An 18,716-nucleotide genomic window follows, 5' to 3' on the forward strand; every position below is an offset into this window, starting at 1 on the left:
TCGGAAGAATCTGTCATGAGCCTCAAATGCGGCATCGTGGGTCTGCCCAACGTCGGTAAGTCCACTCTTTTCAACGCGCTGACCAAGGCGGGCATCGCCGCCGAGAACTATCCGTTCTGCACCATCGAGCCCAACGTCGGCATCGTGGAAGTGCCCGATCCGCGTCTGAAGGCGCTGGCCGAGATCGTCAAGCCCGAGCGCATCCTGCCGGCGACGGTGGAATTCGTGGATATCGCCGGCCTGGTGGCGGGTGCCTCCAAGGGTGAAGGTTTGGGCAACCAGTTCCTGTCGCACATCCGCGAGACGGACGCCATCGTCAACGTGGTGCGTTGTTTCGAAGATCCGAACGTGATCCACGTGGCCGGCCGCGTGAGCCCGCTGGACGACATCGCCGTGATCCAGACCGAACTGGCGCTGGCCGACATGGGCACCGTTGAGAAGGCCATCCATCGCGAGCAGAAGAAGGCCCGTTCCGGCGACAAGGATGCCGCCAAGCTGGTGGCCCTGCTGGAGCGCATCATGCCGGCGCTGGACGAAGCCAAGCCGGTGCGCGCGCTGGGCCTGGATGCCGAAGAGATGCTGCTGATCAAGCCGCTGTGCCTGATCACGGCCAAGCCGGCGATGTACGTGGCCAACGTGTCGGATAGCGGTTTCACCGACAACCCGCTGCTGGACCAGCTGACTGCCTATGCCAAGGAGCAGAACGCGCCCATCGTGGCCATCTGCGCGGCCATCGAAGCCGAGATCGCCGACCTGGACGACGCCGACAAGGCCGACTTCCTGGCCGACATGGGCATGGAAGAGCCGGGCCTGGATCGCCTGATCCGCGCGGCCTTCAAGCTGCTGGGCCTGCAGACTTACTTCACCGCTGGCGTCAAGGAAGTGCGCGCCTGGACGGTGCCGGTGGGCGCGACCGGCCCGCAGGCGGCTGGCGTGATCCACACCGACTTCGAACGTGGCTTCATCCGTGCGCAGACCATTGCCTTTGAGGACTTCATTGCCTTCAAGGGTGAGGCCGGTGCCAAGGAAGCGGGCAAGATGCGCGCGGAAGGCAAGGAGTATGTGGTCAAGGATGGGGATGTGATGAATTTCTTGTTCAACGTGTGACGCCTTCCCGATCGACGCGAGTCGACCTCAATAAAAACCCCGAATTGATTCGGGGTTTTTTATTAGAACTCATTTCATAAATAGGCGTGAGATGCGTTCTGCCCAGAAAGGGCGCTGGCAAGGCGCGCGACGCGTCGTGTGGCGGTGCCACACGCAAGGAGCGCAACGCGGCCAGCGCCCTTTCTGGGCAGAACCCGTAGGGAGCGGCCCGTTTGGGCGAACTGCTGCGTTACGAATTTGGGTCAAGACGTCCAGTCTTGACCCAAATTCGCGCCTTGCACTTCATCCCAAACGGGACTCGCTCGCACTCACGCCTATTTATGAAATGAGTTCTAACAGCCGCCTTGCGGCTTGATTCAATGTCGTACCAACATGTAGTACTTCCACTTGAAACGCCTCCGGCTCGCGATCAGGATTCCAGCCACTGATCGGCAAGTGCGTCCGGATGCCCGCCTTGCCGGCCCTTATCTCCTCCCACTACTCAACTGCGGCGTCAAAAACGACTGCCTGAAATACTCCCGCACCGCCTCCATGGCCGGCGTAAACGCCACCCCCTTGCGCCAGGCCAGCCCCACATTCATGGCAGGCACGTGATCCATCAGCAGCACCGTCTCAATACGCAATCCCTCCAGCGACCAGGGCCGATACACCAGGTCCGACAGAATCGCCACCCCCGAACCATTGGCCACCATGCTGCGCACCGCCTCGATGGAACTGGTGCGCATGATGATGTTGGGCTTGCGTCCGCTTTGATTCCAGTAACGCAGCGCGGTCTTGTCGGCTTCGTCCACCGTCAGCAGGATGAAGGGCTCATTGGCCACTTCGGACAAATTCACCACCGTGCGCTCGCCCAGCGCGTGCCGTGCCGGCAGCCACAGGCGGCGCACTGACCCGAACAAGGTCTCATAGGCAATCTCGCGGTGACGCAGATTGGATGTCAGCACCACCGCCATGTCGATCTCGCCCTCCACCAGGCTCTGCTCGATCTCCGCGCGCTCCTTCTCATGCACGTGGATCTTGATGCCCGGATAGGACTGCGACAGCCGTTGCAGATGGTGCGGCAAAAAATATCCCAGCACCGTGTAACTGGCCGCCACCCGCAAACTGCCGCTGGCCGTGTTGTCCGGCAAGGGACTCTTCATCGCATCGTCCACGCTGCGCAGGATCGAATACGCATGGTTGAGGAAATGCCGCCCGCTGTCGGTGAGGATCATCCCCTGCGGAGAACGGATGAACAGCGGTGCCCCCAGCAAAGCCTCCAGTTCCTGGATGGCACTGGTGACCGAGGATTGCGAAATGTGCAGATGGATCGCCGCCTGCGAAATCTGCCCCACTTCCGCTGTGGCCACGAAATAACGGATCTGCCGGAGGGTGATGGCCATGTTTGACGCCCTTCATAAGCTATCGGATTTTTCGATATCAAGCCCTCTGATAATACATCTGTCCAATACCGTTGACGATTTCTATACTCGGTTTCATGTGCTGATTCCGACAGCACCGGAGACCACCAGATGAAGACAATCGACCTGAATTCGGACATGGGCGAAGGCTTCGGCCCCTGGACCATCGGCGATGGCGTCGATGCGGCCATCATGCCCCTGATCAGTTCAGCCAACATCGCCACCGGCTTTCACGCGGGCGATCCCAACACCATGCGGCGTACGGTGGAACAGGCCCGGCAACACGGCGTTGCCATCGGCGCACATCCTGGCTTTCGCGACCTGGTCGGCTTCGGCCGCCGCCATCTCAACGCGCCGGCCATCGAACTGGTCAACGACATGCTCTACCAACTCGGTGCCCTGCGCGAGTTCGCCCGCCTCAACGGCATGACCCTGCAGCACATCAAGCCGCACGGCGCGCTCTACATGCACCTGGCCCGCGATGAAGAAGCCGCCCGCGTCTTCGTGCAGACGCTGCGCCAGCTGGACCCGAACTTGCTTCTCTTCTGCATGCACGGCTCGGCGGTCTGGCGCGTGGCGCAGGAACTGCAGCAGGCGGTGGTCTGCGAGTTCTATGCCGACCGCGATTACGACAACAGCGGCTCCATCGTCTTCACCCGCCGCGTCGGTGCGCTCGATCCGGCCCAGGTCGCAGCAAAGGTGCTGCGGGCGTGTCGCGAAGGCGTGGTGCGTACGGTAGAAGGACGCGACATCCCCATCGCCTTCGACTCCGTCTGCATCCACAGCGATACCCCCGGTGCACTGGCGCTGGTGCAGGCCACGCGCAAGAGCCTGGACGCGGCCGACATCGCCATTGCCGCGCCGCGCTGATCCCCCCCATTCGTTACGAAGGAGAAAAGTCATGGCAGTCCACGAAGTGCACTCCCCTTTGCCCGGCACCTTCTATCGCCGGTCCAGCCCCGATGCCCCACCCTATGCAGAGGCAGGCGACGTCATCGAAGCCGGCCGCGTGATCGGCCTGATCGAAGTGATGAAACAATTTACGGAATTGCAGGCCGAGCAAGGCGGCAAGCTGCTGGCCTTCCACGTCGGCAACGGCGACCCGGTCGAACCCGGCCAGCTGGTCGCCGTGATCGAGACCGCAGACTGAGGCCGGCATCATGACGACTTCCCTGCGCAAACTCCTCATCGCCAATCGCGGCGAGATCGCGGTGCGCATCATTCGTGCCGCACAAGCCCTGGGCATCAAGACGGTAGCTGCCTGTAGCGAAGCCGATGCCGATTCGCTGGCCGCGCGCATGGCCGACGAAGTCCAACTCATCGGCCCGGCCCGCGCCGACCGCAGCTATCTCAATATGGACGCCTTGCTGAAGGCGGCACGCGACAGTGGTGCCGATGCCATCCATCCTGGCTATGGTTTCCTCTCCGAAAACGCTGCCTTCGCCGAAGCCGTCAGCGCGGCCGGATTGATCTTCGTGGGACCGGAGGCCGATACCATCCGCCGCATGGGCGACAAGGCCGAAGCGCGTCGTACCGCAGCCGCCGCCGGGGTGCCAGTGGTGCCGGGCTCGGCGGGTGAACTGAAGGATCTCGCAACAGCGCTGGCCTGTGCTGACGAGGTCGGCTATCCGCTGCTGATCAAGGCCTCTGCCGGAGGCGGCGGCCGTGGCATCCGCATGGCGCGCGATGCCGCCGAACTGGCGCGGGAGTTCCCGCTGGCGCAAGGCGAAGCGCAGGCCGCCTTCGGTTCCGGTGCGGTGTATCTGGAGCGTTTCATCCGCCGTGCGCGCCACATCGAAGTACAGATCCTGGGCGATGGCCAGCGAGCCGTTCACCTGTTCGAACGCGAATGCTCGCTGCAACGGCGTCGCCAGAAGGTCTTCGAAGAAGCCCCCTCACCTGCGCTCACGCCGCAACAGCGGCAGGCCCTCTGCGACAGCGCCGTGCGTCTGGCCGCCCGGCTGCGCTACCGCGGTGCCGGGACGCTGGAATATCTGTTCGACGACGAGAGCGGCGAGTTCTTCTTCATCGAGATGAATACCCGCATCCAGGTCGAGCATCCCGTCACCGAGATGATCACCGGCATCGATCTGGTCCAGGCCATGTTGCGCATCGCCGGTGGCGAGCCGCTGGGCCTGCAGCAGTCCGACATCCGCATGCAAGGCGCAGCGCTGGAGATGCGCATCAATGCCGAAGATCCCGAGCGCAATTTCTTCCCCTGCCCCGGCACTGTCGCGGAGCTGCAGTGGCCGCAGGGCGAGGGCATCCGAGTGGAGAGCCATCTCTATGCGGGCTATCGCATCCCGCCGTATTACGACTCGCTGCTGGCCAAGCTGGTGGTCCATGGCAAGGACCGTACGCAGGCCATCTCCCGCGCCCAGGCGGCGGTTGCTGCCACGCACATCACCGGCATGGCCACCACCTTGCCCCTGCATCAGTGGTTGCTGGCCGATGCCCGCGTACAGGCCGCCCGCTTCGATACCGGCGCGCTGGAAAGCTGGCTGGCCGAACGTGCCAACGCGCGCACCGCGCAACTTGAGGAGGCCTGAGATGAACCGCACACAAGCCTCACCGGCCACGCCCATTCGCTACAGCATTGCAGGTGACGAACACCTCTTTGCGGAAGTATCGGAGTCGATGTCACTGGAAGCCTTCTTCCGCGCCATGGCCATCACGCGCGCAGTGGAACGGCTGGCATTGCCCGGCGTACTCGATGTCTGCCTGGCCAATGCCTCCTTCCAGATCCGCTTCGATCCCGACCTGATCCATCCGCTGGCCCTGCTGGAACAGGTCAAGGCGCTGGAAAGCAGCACCACGGCCGAGCGCCGCATCGACACGCGCATCATCGAAGTTCCGGTGCTGTATGACGATCCCTGGACCAATGAAACACAGGCGCGCTTTCGCGACCGTCACCAGGATCCCGCCTCCACCGACCTGCAATACGCGGCGCGCATCAATGGCTACGAGGAAGTGCAAGCCTTCATCGCAGCCCACAGTGGCACGCCGTGGTTCGTCTCCATGGTCGGCTTCGTGGCCGGCCTTCCCTTCATGTACCAGATGGTCGAACAGGACCGGCAACTGCAAGTCCCCAAGTACCTGCGTCCGCGCACCGACACGCCGAAGCTGACACTGGGACACGGCGGCTGCTTCGGGTGCATTTACTCGGTACGCGGTGCGGGCGGCTACCAGATGTTCGGCGTCACGCCTGCGCCAATCTACGATCCGCAACAGGGCCTGCCCTACCTGCAGGAATCGATGGTGTTCTTCCGCGCTGGCGACATCGTGCAATTCAAGGCCATCGATCGCAGCGCGTATGACGCCGCCATCGCGGCCGTCGATGCCGGTCGTTTCGACCTGCGCATCCGCCCGGCGCGTTTTGATCTCGATGCCTTCCAGGCCGATCCCCAGGCCTGCATCCACGCTCTCAAGGAGGCCCTCCATGACGATTAAGGTGAAACAGCCCGGCCTGGCGACCTCGGTGCAGGATGGTGGCCGGGAAGGCTACTACCATCTGGGCATCCCGCCCTCTGGGGCGCTGGACCAGTACGCCCTGCGCAGCGCCAACCTGCTGGTCGGCAACCACGCCACCACCTCCGCGCTGGAGTGCAGCCTGCTCGGACCGCAACTGGAATTCCGGTCTGACGCCCTGGTCGCCGTGACCGGAGCGCGCATGCAGCCGCGTGTGGATGGCAGCGAACGCCCGCTCGATACCGCCTTCATGGTGCGCAGCGGCCAGGTCCTGAGCTTCGATTATCCGAAAGCGGGCGCACGCAGCTATCTCGCCATCGCCGGCGGCATCGATGTGCCGGTGGTGCTGGAAAGCCGTTCGACCTATGCGCTGGGTGCGCTGGGCGGGTGGCAGGGACGCAAGCTGGCCAAGGAGGATGAACTGCCGCTTGGCCGGGTCTCGCCGAAGGCGGTCGAGGGGCGTGCCCTGCCGCTGTCACTGGTGCCGGTCTTCGATCGCGAAGCCACGCTGCGCGTGGTGCCGGGGCTGTATATACATCGTCTCACCGAGGATGCCGTGGAGCGCTTCTTTGCCGATACCTGGACCGTCGGCTCGGAAGCGGATCGTATCGGCTACCGCTTCAAGGGTGGCCAGGCGATGCAGTTCAAGCCACGCGAACAGCCCTTCGGCGCCGGCTCGGATCCCTCCAACATCGTCGATGCCTGCTATCCCATCGGCTCGATCCAGATCCCCGGGGGCCTGGAACCCATCGTCCTGTTGCGGGATGCAGTCTCCGGCGGCGGCTACGCCACCATCGGCACGGTCATCAGCGCCGACCTCGACCTGATCGGGCAACTGCAGCCCAACCACAAGGCGCAGTTCGTGCGGGTGACGCTGGAGCAGGCCCTGGAGGCCCGCCGCCAGTACCAGCAGCGCTTCCAGCGCCTGAGCAGCCTGCTGGGCAGCTGACACTTCCGCGCAGGTCACACCGCGTTTGACGCTTGTCCCCAGGCCAGTCCGCACAGGCGGCTGCCCTGGGGCCGGGCCCGGCTTTGCCTTCCCATTCGTACTCGCAGTCGCAGCAACTTGTTGGAACGTCCTTCTTGCCTCTCATCCGCCTCATTGAATCATTGCTTCAACGTCTCTGGAGAAACTGACATGGCCGGCCTATCACACACGCAGAACAAGGAAACCGATCTCTCCACCCACAGCGTTCCCGCCAGCGCGCGCATGGGCAAACTGTCGCTGACGATGGCCTGGTGGGCCGTCTGCAGCGCGATCTTCTACATCGTCGTGGGCGCATCGCTGGCGCTGACCTACGGCGCGCGCAATGCCCTGATCGGCATGGTGCTCTCGGTCATCAGCTACGGACTCATCAACGCCTGCATCAGCCGCTACGCCATGCGCACCGGCCTGTCGGTGGCCCTGTTCTCGCGCATCCTGTTCGGCCGGCTCGGGGCCTCGCTGGCCACGCTGATCTTCTTTTCCACCGCGATCTATTACGCCGTCTTCGAGGGCGCGGTGATTGCGGTGGCCCTGCATCATCTTTATCCCTCATTGCTCTATCCGGTCGCGGCGCTGATCGTGGTGCTCTACAGCGTGCCGCTGGTGTTTGGCAGCGTGCAGAACTGGCTGGACAAGTTCAACGGCGTGCTGCTGCCGTTCTATCTGCTGGGCCTGCTGATGGCGCTGGTGCTGGCGGTAAGCCAGTATGGCTACCAGCCGCAGTGGCTGGACTTCGGCCCGGCGGTGCCGCCGGCGGACGGCTGGTGGAGCTGCTTCACGTATTACATGGGCGTGTGGGTACTGATGATGTTCACCTTCGACTATGCCCGCTTCGGCAAGCCGGAAGATGCGACGTATCACGGCCGCTTCAATTTCGGGATGCCCTTCTACCTGGTCACCATCCTGCTCAATGGCGCCGCCGGCATCTACCTGGCCAGCAGCATTCCGCAGGATGGCCCGCTGTCCGAGGTGTCGGTGGTGATGGCCATCCTCAAGCTGATGGGCTTCTGGGGACTGCTCTTCGTCTGGGTCACGCAGACGCGCATCAATACCGCCAACTACTATCTGGCAACGGTCAACATGCAGGCCTTCTTCGGCAACCTGCTGGGCCTGCACGCCTCGCGCCTGGTGTGGTCGGTGGTGGTCGGCGCAGTGGTCTATGCGCTGATGCTGGCAGACGTGTTTTCCTATCTGCTCAAGGCACTGGCCTATCAGGGCGTGTTCGTGGTGGCCTGGGTGGGCGTGGCGCTGGCGCATATTCTCACCGTACCCGATCACGCTGGCACCGGTGAAGGGTCGGCCGGCATCAATCGTGTCGGACTGGGGGCGTGGTTCTGCGGCGTGGTGCCGGGCTTCGTGCTGATGGAGATGGCAGGCTTCTGGCCATCGCTGTCGGCACCGCTGACCTTCGTGGCGTCAATGGGGGTGTATGCCCTTTGGCAGCAGCGGGGACGCGCGGGCAAGACCTGGCAGACGGCGAAGTGATTACGTTCCTGCGCAACACGAGGGCGGCCATGGCCGCTACCACCGCCCCGGCTCAGAAAAATTCGGCGTGATCCTGATGCCCGGCGACATCGCCCTTTACTGGCTGAACCTGGGACCGCACGGCCGATTCCGCGGGCGCGGAGAGATTTCGTGGACGCGGCAAGCCGAACTCCAAGCACCTGGCAACCTGACCAGACCCGCCAAAAACCCTGCCTGGCCGTCGTCCATTCACCGCATTTTTTTCGGCAAACAGACTTGCCCCCTGCGGCGAATACCCTCCATAATCACCGCATGAAACACGGTGATTACACTTACCTCTGGCAGGCTCCCGACTGGCCCCGATGGCGCTACGACCTCAACGTCCTGGCCGCACCACTGGCCGAGGTGAGTCATGCGCAAGGCCTGCTGCTGGGCCGGCTGGCCGATGTGGGACTGGGGCTGCGTGATGAAGCCAACCTGCTGGCCCTGACCGAGGACGTCCTCAACACCAGCGCCATCGAAGGTGAACAGCTCAATCTGGCCTCGGTCCGCTCTTCCGTGGCACGTCGCCTGGGTGTCGACATCGGTGCCTTGGCCCCGGTGGATCGCCACGTGGAAGGGGTGGTCGACATGATCTTCGACGCCACCACGCATCACCGCAAACCACTGACGGCCAAGCGTCTCTTCGGCTGGCATGCGGCCTTGTTCCCGACCGGCTATTCAGGGATGAGCGAAATCATCGTCGGCGACTGGCGCGATGATGCCCAAGGTCCCATGCAAGTAGTCTCCGGTCCACTGCATCGACAGAAAGTCCATTATGAAGCGCCCCCGGCCCGACGCCTGGCGCGCGAGGTGACGCGCCTGCTCAACTGGATCAATACCGCGAATCCGGTAGAGCCCGCCCTGCTGCGCGCGGGTCTGGGGCATCTTTGGTTTGTCACCCTGCATCCTTTCGATGACGGCAACGGACGTATCGCCCGGGCCATCGGCGACCTGCTGCTGGCCCGCGCTGACGGCAGCCCGCAGCGCTTCTACAGCCTGTCGGCGCAAATCCAGCGCGAACGCAAAGCCTATTACGAGATCCTGGAACGCACGCAAAAGGGCGACATGGATGTCACCCCCTGGCTGCTGTGGTTCCTGCAGATGCTGTCAGCTGCGGTGAGCCAGGCGCATCGCACGCTGGATGCGGTACTGGTGAAGGCCCGCTTCTGGCAGAGAATCGCGGGCACCCCGCTCAATGGCCGTCAGGTCAAAGTGCTCAACCGTCTGCTCGATGGTTTCGAAGGCAAGCTGACCAGCAGCAAATGGGCGGCGCTGGCGAAGTGCTCTTCCGACACCGCCCTGCGCGATCTCAATGAACTGGTCGCGCTGGACCTGCTGCACCGTTCGGCCGCAGGGGGCCGCAGCACGAGTTACGAACTCACGTTGCGCTGAATCAGCTCCACCGGCTCGCGCGCCACCCCCAGATAACTCTCCACGATCCTCTTGTCCGCCGCCAGCACCCCCGCCGGCCCTTCACAAACGATCTCCCCCATCTCCAGCACATACCCGTAATCGGCCACCTGCAAGGCCGCCCGCGCATTCTGCTCCACCAGCAAGGTGGCCACGCCGGTGCTGCGCAACTGGCTGATGATGGAAAGAATTTCCTTGGTGATCAACGGTGCCAGCCCCAAACTGGGTTCATCCAGCATCAGCACCTGCGGCTTGGCCATCAGGGCGCGGCCCACCGCCAGCATCTGGCGTTCGCCACCGGACAGCGTCCCGGCCGCCTGCTTGCGCCGTTCCTTCAACCGCGGGAACAAGGCATAGACAAACTCCTGCTGATCCAGATAGCCGGATTCGCCATTGCGCCGCCGCTTGTACGCACCCAGCAGCAGATTGTCCTCCACGCTCATGGACGTAAACAATTCACGCTTTTCCGGCACCAGCGACAGCCCGCGCGCCACGCGCTCCTCCACCTCCATCTGGCTCACGTCCTCGCCCTGGAAAGCGATCCGCCCGCTGGCCGCCGCACCCGCCGGCATCGCGCCCATCATGGCATTGAGCAAGGTCGATTTGCCCGCCCCATTGGGCCCGATCACGGTCACGATCTGCCCGGCCCGCAGCGACAGCGCAGCCTCGGTCAATGCTGGCACCTTGCCATAGCGCGCCGAGAGCCCGCTGACTTCCAGCAACAGCGGCGCGCTCGCCGCACGCACTTCAGATTCCACACGGGCAGCGTTCATCATGGTCGCGGCGGTCATCATTGGGCTCCTCCCAGATAGGCTTCCAGCACCGCCGGGTGGACCTGGATCTGGGCCGGCGTGCCCTCGGCAATCTTGGTGCCGAATTCCATGACCACGATGTGGTCCGTCAATTGCATCACGAAGTCCATGTCGTGCTCCACCAGCAGCACCGCCATCCCCTCGCCGCGCAGCTTGTCCAGCAATGCCGCCAGCGCCTGCTTCTCTTTCAGGCGCAGACCGGCCGCCGGTTCATCCAGCAACAACAGCGCCGGATTACAGCACAGCGCCCGCGCAATCTCCAGAATGCGCTGCTGGCCCAGGGCCAGGCTGCCCGCAGGCCGGTCAATCAGATCGCCCAGGCCGACACGCTCCAGCTGCCGCCGCGCCTCACTGAGAATGCGCGCTTCCTCCTTGCGATTGGCGCGCGCCAGACTGGCCAGGATGCCGCGCTGGGGCGCGAACTCGCCGCGCCGGAATGCCCCCATGGCCGCGTTCTCCAGCACGCTCATGCCCGGTACCAGCCGCACATGCTGGAAAGTGCGCGCAATGCCACGGCTGGAGATCTCGCGCGAGGACAAGCCCGCCAGCGACTGCCCGCGATAATTGAGCTTGCCGCTAGTAATGGAGAGCACACCGGTCACCAGGTTGAAGGTGGTCGACTTGCCCGCGCCATTGGGCCCGATCAGTCCCACGATCTCCCCGGCCTTCACGGAGAAACTCACATCATTGACCGCCACCAGTCCACCGAACTGCTTGCGCGCCGCTTCCACTTCCAGGATCACTTCGCCCCGCGCCGGCTTGGGAATCTGCGTCAATGGCGCTGCATCCTCTGGCAGCTGACGCGGCAGGCGACGCCCGAATCGCGCCTGCAGACGCGGCCACAAGCCCTCGTTGGCGAACTGCAAAAAGATCACCAGCGCGATGCCGAAGACGATGGCCTCGAAATTGCCGCCGGTGCCCAGCACCCCCGGCAACCACTCCTGCAGGAAATTGCTCAGCACCGCCAGCAGGCCCGCACCGAGGATCGCTCCCCACACATGGCCGGCACCACCGACCACCACCATCAGCAGGTAGTCGATGCCGTATTTCAAACCGAAGGGCGTGGGATTGACCGCCTGTTGCAGGTGCGCGTAGAGCCATCCGGAAATGCCGGCCAGCACTGCCGCGTAGACGAAGATGACGATCTTCAGTCGCGCCGTATCGACGCCCATGGCTTCCGGCATGACGGTGCCGAACTTGAGCGCACGCACCGCACGCCCCGCCCGCGAATCGAGGAAATTGACCACCGATACCAGCGCCAGGATCACCACGGCCCAGATCAGCAGATACATCGAGGCCCCGTTGCCGAAGGTGAACTGGCCGATGGCAATCGGCGGGATGCCGTTGATGCCGTCATGCTTGCCCAGCATCTCCAGGTTGCCGAACAGGTAGTACAGCGACAGGCCCCAGGCAATCGTGGACAGCGGCAGGTAGTGGCCGGAGATGCGCATGGTAAGCGTGCCGATCAGGAAAGCCGACAAGCCCGTCAGCCCGATCCCGGCCAGCAATCCTACCCAAGGGGAGAGTCCGAACTGCGTCGTGAGATAGGCGGTGGTGTAGGCACCGATGCCGACAAACGCCGCCTGCCCGAACGAGATCAATCCCGCCACGCCGGTCAGCAACACCAGCCCCAGCGCGACGATGGCATACAAGCCGACATAGGACAGCAGCGTGACCCAGAACGGCGGCAGGCCCAGTTGCGGCAGCACCAGCACGATGGCGAAGAACAGCACCGGCAAGGCGGCGCGATGCGATGTGAATGCAGTCATGGCGGCGTCCTCAGGCTTCTTCGTCGATGTGGTGGCTGGTCAGCGAGCGCCACAGCAGGATAGGGATGATCACCGTGAAGACGATCAGCTCCTTGAAGGCACTGGCCCAGAAGGAAGAAAAACTCTCGATCAGCCCGACCGAGACCGAGCCCAATGCCGCAATCGGATAACTGGCCAGCCCGCCGAAGATGGCTCCCACAAAGCCTTTCAGGGCGATGATGAAACCGGACTCATAGTTGACGATGGTGAAGGGCGCAATCAGGATCCCGCACAGCGCACCGATGCCTGCCGACATCGCAAAAGACAGCTTGCCCGCCTGATTGATGCCCACCCCCACCAGCCGCGCACCGAGACGATTGACGGCAGTCGCGCGCAGGGCTTTGCCGGTCAGGGTGCGTTCGAAGAAGATGTAGATCACGGCGATCAGGGCCGCCACCGTCACCAGCACGATCACGCTCTGCCCCGAGACCAGGCTCTCACCCAGAGTGAATTGCATCTCGGTGAAGGGCTTGGTATTGGTCCCCTCGGGGCCGAACATCAGCAGTCCCAATCCGACCATGGCCAGATGCACGCCGAGTGAGACGATCAGCAACACCAGCACGCTCGAATGCGCCAGCGGCTGGTAAGCCACGCGATAGATCATCGGCCCCATCGGCACCACGATCAGCAGCGTCAGCAGGATCTGCCAGGGCATGGCCAGCGCTTGCAGATCGACGTAACGCGTCAGTGCGTAGAGCACCAGCGGCAGGCCGATCTGCATCGCCAGCAGCGACGGCAGGCGGCGCAGAAAACGCGCGCGCGTTGCGGCCAGGCGCAGCGCGTTGCCGCCTTCAACGGCCAGCGTCACACCGCCCAGCGCCACCAGCAGCAAGGCGGTGCCGGGGGCCTGCCCGTTCTGGATGGCCGCCAGAGTCAATGCGCCGAAGGCGACGAACTCGCCCTGCGGCAGGAAAATCACCCGTGTCACTGAAAACACCAGGACCAGCGCCAGCGACAGCAGCGCATAGATCGCGCCGGTCGTGATGCCGTCCTGGATCAGCACGGTCAGAATGCTGGTATCCACTTGTCTCCTCCTGTTGATGCCGGCCGCCGCAGATCGGGCTGCGACTGGCCGGGATAGGCCCGGTTCTTGTCAGAGATGAACCTTTGGGGCTGCTTTCTTGTGTGTGGCGCGGATTACCGGATGGGGCATGAAGCTTTCTGCAAAAAAACGGATGGCTCAAGCCTGCGGCTTCTTCGCCACCAGGGTCAGGATGTCGTAGGACGCCACCAGCTCGCCCTCCTGGTTGCTCACCTCCACATCCCAGGCCACCACGCCCTGCCCCTGGCCGTTGGCATCCTTCTTGTTGCGGTCGATCTTGCGCTTGCAGGTCAGGCGCGCCGAGATGGTGTCGCCGATGCCCACCGGCTTGACGAAGCGCAGCGTATCGAGCCCGTAATTGGCCAGCACCGGACCCGGCGCCGGCGAGACGAACAGACCGGCCGCTGCCGACAGCACGAAGTAGCCATGCGCGATGCGCTTGCCGAACGGCGACTGGCGTGCCGAGATGTCGTCGAAGTGCATGTAGAAATGGTCGCCCGAGAGGCAGCCGAAATTGACGATGTCAGCTTCGGTGACGGTACGGCGGTGCGTAGCCAGCGAGTCGCCAATCTGCAGATCCTCGAAGTAGTGGCGGAAGGGATGGATATCCGATTCGCGCACCTTCGCACCCCGCACGTGTTCGCCCACGACTGCGGCCAGCATGGTCGGCGAGCCCTGCACCGCCGTGCGTTGCAGGTAATGCTTCACGGCGCGCGAGCCGCCCAGTTCCTCACCGCCACCGGCGCGGCCAGGACCACCGTGCTTGAGCTGCGGCAGGGGCGAACCGTGGCCGGTGGATTCCGGAGCCGCTTCGCGATCCAGCACCAGCAGACGGCCATGCCAGGCAGCGGCCGCAGGAATGGCACGCGCCGCCACCGATGGACTGCGCGTGACCAGGCTGGCCACCAGGCTGCCGCGTCCGCGTGCGGCCAGCGCCAGGGCTTCATCGAGATCGTCATAAGGCATCAGCGTGCTGACCGGACCGAAGGCCTCCACTTCATGCACCGGACTGCCGGCGGAGGTATCGCGCGCCAGCAGCAGGGTCGGCGCGAAGAACGCGCCCTCGCCCACGCCTTCGCCTTGCGGCTGGAAGCTGCTGCCGGCGCCCAGGATCAGCTCGGCACTTTGTTTCAGCAAGGCCACGCGCTCTTCCACATCGCGCTGTTGTGCGCGTGAGGCCAGCGGCCCCATGCGAACCGACTCCAGTGCGGGGTCGCCGATCACGGTCTTGGACAGGCGCGCGACGAGTTTTTCCGAAATTGCATCTAAGTGCTGGCGCGGCACGATGGCACGGCGGATGGCGGTACATTTTTGACCGGCCTTGGTGGTCATCTCGCGCGCCACCTCCTTGACGAAGAGATCGAATTCTTCATCGTCGGCATTGACGTCAGGGCCAAGAATCGCGCAATTCAGCGAATCGGCTTCGGCATTGAAGGGAATGGAATTCGCAATCAGGTTGGGATGCGCACGCAACTTGGCCGCCGTATCGGCCGAGCCGGTAAAGGTCACCACGTCCTGCGCCTGCAGGCGGTCGAGCAGGTCGCCGGTGCTGCCGATGACCAGTTGCAGGCTGCCTTCGGGCAGGAGGCCCGATTGCTGGATCAGGCGCACTGCCGCCTCAGCCAGATAGCTGGTGGCGGTGGCCGGCTTGACGATGCAGGGCATGCCGGCCAGGAAGGTCGGGGCGAATTTTTCCAGCATGCCCCAGACCGGGAAGTTGAAGGCATTGATATGCACCGCCACGCCGCCGCGCGGTACCAGGATGTGCGTGCCGGCGAAGCGGCCCTGCTTGCCCAGCGAGATGGCCGGGCCTTCGTGGACCAGGTTGGACGAGGGGAATTCATTGGTACCGATGCTGGCATAGGTGAACAGCGTACCGCTGCCGCCCTCGATGTCGATCCAGCTGTCGGTGCGGGTCGCGCCCGTGTGGGCGGAGACGGCATAGAGCGTTTCCTTGTGCTCGACCAGGTACTTGGCCAGCGCCTTGAGGATCGCTGCACGTTGCTGGAAGTCCAGCTGCATCAGCGCCGGCAGGCCCTTCTTGCGGGCATGCTCCAGCGCTTCGCCGAAGTCGATGGATTCCTGGTGGGTGCTGGCGACGGTGTGGCCATTGACTGCGCTGTGCAGTGCTTGGGCCGGGCTTTCACCGAACCAGCGGCCGGCGATGAAACTCTGGAGCAGAGGGGGACGGGTAGTCATCGGGGACTCCTGATTTGCATAGTGGATGAGCTTTACAAAATGAGGCAGCAGCAGCGATTACATCCGTCACCACCGGCCGTTCGACCTGAGTAGCGGCGCCGCCGCGTATCGAAGGCGTGGCTACGGTACAAACTCCGCAGCGCCTTCGATACGGCCCGTCGGGCCTACTCAGGTCGAACGGTCAGCGGTGCGCGAGCGTATTCGTTGTTGCTCTCAGGGCTGGTACTGCCAGGCGCCATCAACGATCTTGACCATCACCGAAGCCCGCTGGTCCAGGCCCAGGTGATCGGTGGCCGACATGTTGTAGACGCCGTGCACGCCGGTGACTTCCTTGGTGGCTTCCAGCGCATCGCGCAGGGCGGCGCGGAATTCCGGCGTGCCCGGCTTGCCGCGCTTCAATGCCGCCGGAATGGCCGACTGCAGCAGCACGCCCGCATCCCAGGCATAGCCGCCGAAGAGCGAGACGCTGTCCTTGCCATGCGCGGCTTCATACTTGGCGGTGTAGTCCAGCGCCACCTTGCGGATGGGGTTGGCCGCAGGAAGCTGCGCCGCTACCAGCACGGGGCCGGCCGGCAGCAGGGTGCCGTCGAGCATCTTGCCGCCCACGCGCAGGAAGTCGGCATTGGCCACGCCGTGGGTCTGGTAGATCTGGCCCTTGAAGCCGCGCTCCTTCAAGGCACGCTGCGGCACCACGGCCGGGGTGCCGGAGGCGGCGATGAGGATGGCATCCGGCTTGGCCGCCACCAGCTTCAGGGCTTGCGCGGTGGCCGAGGTATCGTTGGGGGCGAAGCGTTCATTGGCCACCAGTTCCAGTTTCTTGAGGCCGGCGGCTTTCTTGAATTCTTCGTACCAGCCTTCGCCATAGGCGTTGGAATAACCGATGAAGGCGATGCGCTGGTAGCCTCGCGCCACCATGTCCTTGGCGATGGCCAGCGACATCATGATGTCGTTCTGCGGGGTCTTGAAGACCCACTTCTTCTTGGCGTCCATGGGCTCGACGATGCGCGCGGCGGCGGCCAGCGAGATCATCGGCGTCTGCGCTTCGGCGGCCACTTCGATCATCGAGATCGAGTTGGGGCTCACCGACGAACCGACGATCACATCCACATTGTTTTCGGAGACGAAGCGGCGCGCGTTCTTGACCGCCTGCGTGGTGTCGGAGACGTCATCGAGGACGATGTAGTTGATCTTCTGCCCGCCGATGGTGGCAGGCAGAAGTGCGATGGTGTTTTTTTCGGGGATGCCCAGCGAAGCGGCCGGGCCGGTGGTGGATACGGTGACGCCGACGTTGATGTCGGCGTGTGCGACGAGCGCGCAGCCGGCCAAAGCCAGCGCCAGCAAAGGGCGAGCAAACTGCATGGAGGTCTCCTTGATGATTTTGTCATTGTGGTGCTGCATGCCTGCAATGACGCTACCGATCAAGGGCTCACGTCATCGTTTCTTCTTCCCGGTGCCTTCCAGGCTGACGGCACCGATTCCGCCAAACAACAAATCGGACACGACCACGGCCATGCGTTCATGGGTCAGTTCGCCATCGGGCTTCAACCACATGAACATCCAGTTGATCATGCCGAACAACAGCATGGCCAGCGGCTTGGCCATGCGGCTGCGATCCAGTTCCGGCCGCACCGCGCACATGGCCTCGGCCACCGCCTTGACCACCTTGCGCTCGCCGCTGAGGATGCGCTTCTGGTCTCCCGGTTCCAGGAAACGCACGTCCTCGGTCAGCACGCGATGCTCGTTCTGGGCATCGCGGTATTCCTCCACGAAGCGCTGGATCAGCAGGCGCAAGCGCGGCTCGGGGTCCAGCTCCTGCTGCGCGACTTCATCGACCAGCGCACAGAGGCGATCGATGTGGTCTTCGCAGATGTGCATCAGCAACTGGTGCTTGTCGGCAAAGTAGTGATACAGCGACGCCTTGGACAGGCCACACGCCAGCGCCACCTCATTCATCGATGTGCCCACGAAACCATTGCGCGCAAACAAGGCTGCCGCCTGTTCGATGATGGTCTCGCGCTGGTTGTCGTATCCCGCTGCTCGCTTGCGTGGCATAAATGCTTCCTCGTCGATATTTCCGCAAAGTCATGATTGTGCCGTAAATCAAAACTCTTACGAAACATCTATCGGAGACATCCCGCTCTGCCAGCCTCCCTGCCCTGCCTCAACTTCCCTGCCTGCTGACCACGGTCAGAAAAAATCTTCAAAACATTATTGACCAACCGGTCGGTCGAAATTATTATTCCTCAAAAAACAGCGGCAGGCAAATGCTTTTTTCCATGCGTTTCAACCGGGAAAGACAAGCAAAGTTCAGCACGCTGCAACCACAAGCTGCTGGCGCCTGCAGTGAAAGCGCCGGCCAAGGAGACGCTGTGCCCTGTTATTCGATCGAAGGCGTGATCCCGGTGGTCGACCCGGCCGCCTATGTCCATCCCACGGCGGTGCTGATCGGCGACGTCATCGTCGGCCCCGATTGTTACGTCGGCCCGGCCGCCTGCCTGCGCGGCGACTTCGGCCGCATCGTGCTGGAACGCGGCGCCAACGTGCAGGACACCTGCGTGGTCCACGGCTTCCCCGGCCACGCGACAGTGGTGGGCGAGAACGGCCACATCGGCCACGGTGCGGTGCTGCACAGCTGCACCGTCGAACGCGATGCGCTGGTGGGCATGAATGCGGTGGTGATGGATGAGGCAGTGGTGGGCGCACAGTCCATCGTGGCGGCCTGCGCCTTCGTGCGCGCCGGCATGCAGATTCCCGCGCGTACCCTGGTGGCCGGTTTGCCGGCCAAGGTGGTGCGCGACCTGACGGAAGAAGAGATGGCCTGGAAACGGGCCGGTACCGAGACGTATCACGACCTCGCCAAGCGCAGCCTGAAGAGCCTGCGGGAGGTCAGCCCCCTGGCGCAGATCGAAGAGAACCGGCCGAGCCTGGCCGCGCCCTTCGTCGAACCGCTGATCGCGGCCAGACGGGCCTAGCAGACGG

16 protein-coding genes are annotated in these 18,716 nt (G+C 63.7%); 9 read left to right on the top strand and 7 right to left on the bottom strand.

All coding sequences use genetic code 11. The annotated features are described in order from the left end of the window. Window positions 1-15 precede the first annotated feature (15 nt). Window positions 16-1,107 carry a redox-regulated ATPase YchF gene (gene ychF, locus ACWFUC_RS01075; protein WP_088756877.1) on the top strand — a complete coding sequence of 364 codons (1,092 nt, stop codon included), beginning with the start codon at window positions 16-18 and terminating at the stop codon, window positions 1,105-1,107. A 464-nt stretch (window positions 1,108-1,571) separates the two neighbouring features. On the opposite strand, the gene ACWFUC_RS01080 is transcribed toward ychF, so the two are convergent. Beyond that, a complete protein-coding gene (locus tag ACWFUC_RS01080) occupies window positions 1,572-2,489 on the bottom strand; it encodes a LysR family transcriptional regulator (RefSeq protein ID WP_034330719.1) in 918 nt (305 codons plus the stop codon). Between the two features lie 129 nt (window positions 2,490-2,618). Between ACWFUC_RS01080 and ACWFUC_RS01085 the strand changes: the two genes are divergently transcribed. The 7 genes from ACWFUC_RS01085 to ACWFUC_RS01115 all read left to right on the top strand — a co-directional run bounded on the left by ACWFUC_RS01085 (window position 2,619) and on the right by ACWFUC_RS01115 (window position 9,858). After that, complete coding sequence (locus ACWFUC_RS01085; protein WP_039786339.1) at window positions 2,619-3,377, top strand: 5-oxoprolinase subunit PxpA; 759 nt, start codon at window positions 2,619-2,621, stop codon at window positions 3,375-3,377. 31 nt (window positions 3,378-3,408) lie between these two features. After that, complete coding sequence (locus ACWFUC_RS01090; RefSeq protein ID WP_039786338.1) at window positions 3,409-3,657, top strand: acetyl-CoA carboxylase; 249 nt, start codon at window positions 3,409-3,411, stop codon at window positions 3,655-3,657. A gap of 10 nt (window positions 3,658-3,667) precedes the next feature. Continuing rightward, window positions 3,668-5,056: an acetyl-CoA carboxylase biotin carboxylase subunit gene (locus tag ACWFUC_RS01095; protein WP_489623866.1), complete on the top strand. Its 1,389-nt coding sequence runs from the start codon at window positions 3,668-3,670 to the stop codon at window positions 5,054-5,056. 1 nt (window position 5,057) lies between these two features. Then, on the top strand, window positions 5,058-5,957 hold the full coding sequence (locus tag ACWFUC_RS01100) for a 5-oxoprolinase subunit B family protein (RefSeq protein ID WP_209532720.1): 900 nt from the start codon (window positions 5,058-5,060) through the stop codon (window positions 5,955-5,957). Next, the gene (locus ACWFUC_RS01105; protein ID WP_489623867.1) at window positions 5,947-6,924 is read left to right on the top strand and encodes a 5-oxoprolinase subunit C family protein; all 978 of its coding nucleotides are present in this window, start codon (window positions 5,947-5,949) and stop codon (window positions 6,922-6,924) included. Before ACWFUC_RS01100 ends, ACWFUC_RS01105 begins: the two co-directional genes overlap by 11 nt. A gap of 189 nt (window positions 6,925-7,113) precedes the next feature. Next, window positions 7,114-8,445, top strand: a complete 1,332-nt coding sequence (locus tag ACWFUC_RS01110; RefSeq protein ID WP_489623868.1) for a purine-cytosine permease family protein — start codon at window positions 7,114-7,116, stop codon at window positions 8,443-8,445. Window positions 8,446-8,736: 291 nt separating this feature from the next. After that, entirely contained in the window at window positions 8,737-9,858 is a 1,122-nt protein-coding gene (locus ACWFUC_RS01115) for a Fic family protein (protein ID WP_489623869.1), read from the top strand. Here the strand turns inward: ACWFUC_RS01115 and ACWFUC_RS01120 are convergent. From ACWFUC_RS01120 to ACWFUC_RS01145, 6 genes are all read right to left on the bottom strand, one after another. Further along, complete coding sequence (locus ACWFUC_RS01120) at window positions 9,837-10,670, bottom strand: ABC transporter ATP-binding protein (RefSeq protein WP_489623870.1); 834 nt, start codon at window positions 10,668-10,670, stop codon at window positions 9,837-9,839. The genes ACWFUC_RS01115 and ACWFUC_RS01120 overlap by 22 nt on opposite strands. Continuing rightward, window positions 10,667-12,457: a branched-chain amino acid ABC transporter ATP-binding protein/permease gene (locus tag ACWFUC_RS01125; protein WP_489623871.1), complete on the bottom strand. Its 1,791-nt coding sequence runs from the start codon at window positions 12,455-12,457 to the stop codon at window positions 10,667-10,669. Before ACWFUC_RS01125 ends, ACWFUC_RS01120 begins: the two co-directional genes overlap by 4 nt. A gap of 10 nt (window positions 12,458-12,467) precedes the next feature. Further along, window positions 12,468-13,520, bottom strand: a complete 1,053-nt coding sequence (locus ACWFUC_RS01130; RefSeq protein WP_489623872.1) for a branched-chain amino acid ABC transporter permease — start codon at window positions 13,518-13,520, stop codon at window positions 12,468-12,470. A 156-nt stretch (window positions 13,521-13,676) separates the two neighbouring features. After that, window positions 13,677-15,737: a phenylacetic acid degradation bifunctional protein PaaZ gene (gene paaZ / locus ACWFUC_RS01135; protein WP_489623873.1), complete on the bottom strand. Its 2,061-nt coding sequence runs from the start codon at window positions 15,735-15,737 to the stop codon at window positions 13,677-13,679. Between the two features lie 213 nt (window positions 15,738-15,950). Then, on the bottom strand, window positions 15,951-17,096 hold the full coding sequence (locus tag ACWFUC_RS01140; RefSeq protein WP_489623874.1) for an ABC transporter substrate-binding protein: 1,146 nt from the start codon (window positions 17,094-17,096) through the stop codon (window positions 15,951-15,953). 72 nt (window positions 17,097-17,168) lie between these two features. Continuing rightward, window positions 17,169-17,789 (bottom strand): TetR/AcrR family transcriptional regulator, encoded by a 621-nt coding sequence (locus ACWFUC_RS01145; RefSeq protein WP_034330702.1) that lies wholly within the window; start codon window positions 17,787-17,789, stop codon window positions 17,169-17,171. A gap of 317 nt (window positions 17,790-18,106) precedes the next feature. On the opposite strand from ACWFUC_RS01145, the gene ACWFUC_RS01150 reads away from it, so the two are divergent. Beyond that, a complete protein-coding gene (locus tag ACWFUC_RS01150) occupies window positions 18,107-18,709 on the top strand; it encodes a phenylacetic acid degradation protein PaaY (RefSeq protein ID WP_121040448.1) in 603 nt (200 codons plus the stop codon). The last annotated feature ends 7 nt before the right edge of the window (window positions 18,710-18,716 follow it).

This window comes from Herbaspirillum sp. Her4, assembly GCF_057961335.1.

Excerpts from the sequence above, each read along its gene's own strand:
- ychF (WP_088756877.1), top strand. The coding sequence starts at position 16 with ATGAGCCTCAAATGCGGCATCGTGGGTCTGCCCAACGTCGGTAAGTCC.
- ACWFUC_RS01080 (WP_034330719.1), bottom strand. The coding sequence starts at position 2,489 with ATGGCCATCACCCTCCGGCAGATCCGTTATTTCGTGGCCACAGCGGAA.
- ACWFUC_RS01085 (WP_039786339.1), top strand. The coding sequence starts at position 2,619 with ATGAAGACAATCGACCTGAATTCGGACATGGGCGAAGGCTTCGGCCCC.
- ACWFUC_RS01090 (WP_039786338.1), top strand. The coding sequence starts at position 3,409 with ATGGCAGTCCACGAAGTGCACTCCCCTTTGCCCGGCACCTTCTATCGC.
- ACWFUC_RS01095 (WP_489623866.1), top strand. The coding sequence starts at position 3,668 with ATGACGACTTCCCTGCGCAAACTCCTCATCGCCAATCGCGGCGAGATC.
- ACWFUC_RS01100 (WP_209532720.1), top strand. The coding sequence starts at position 5,058 with ATGAACCGCACACAAGCCTCACCGGCCACGCCCATTCGCTACAGCATT.
- ACWFUC_RS01105 (WP_489623867.1), top strand. The coding sequence starts at position 5,947 with ATGACGATTAAGGTGAAACAGCCCGGCCTGGCGACCTCGGTGCAGGAT.
- ACWFUC_RS01110 (WP_489623868.1), top strand. The coding sequence starts at position 7,114 with ATGGCCGGCCTATCACACACGCAGAACAAGGAAACCGATCTCTCCACC.
- ACWFUC_RS01115 (WP_489623869.1), top strand. The coding sequence starts at position 8,737 with ATGAAACACGGTGATTACACTTACCTCTGGCAGGCTCCCGACTGGCCC.
- ACWFUC_RS01120 (WP_489623870.1), bottom strand. The coding sequence starts at position 10,670 with ATGATGACCGCCGCGACCATGATGAACGCTGCCCGTGTGGAATCTGAA.
- ACWFUC_RS01125 (WP_489623871.1), bottom strand. The coding sequence starts at position 12,457 with ATGACTGCATTCACATCGCATCGCGCCGCCTTGCCGGTGCTGTTCTTC.
- paaZ (WP_489623873.1), bottom strand. The coding sequence starts at position 15,737 with ATGACTACCCGTCCCCCTCTGCTCCAGAGTTTCATCGCCGGCCGCTGG.
- ACWFUC_RS01140 (WP_489623874.1), bottom strand. The coding sequence starts at position 17,096 with ATGCAGTTTGCTCGCCCTTTGCTGGCGCTGGCTTTGGCCGGCTGCGCG.
- ACWFUC_RS01145 (WP_034330702.1), bottom strand. The coding sequence starts at position 17,789 with ATGCCACGCAAGCGAGCAGCGGGATACGACAACCAGCGCGAGACCATC.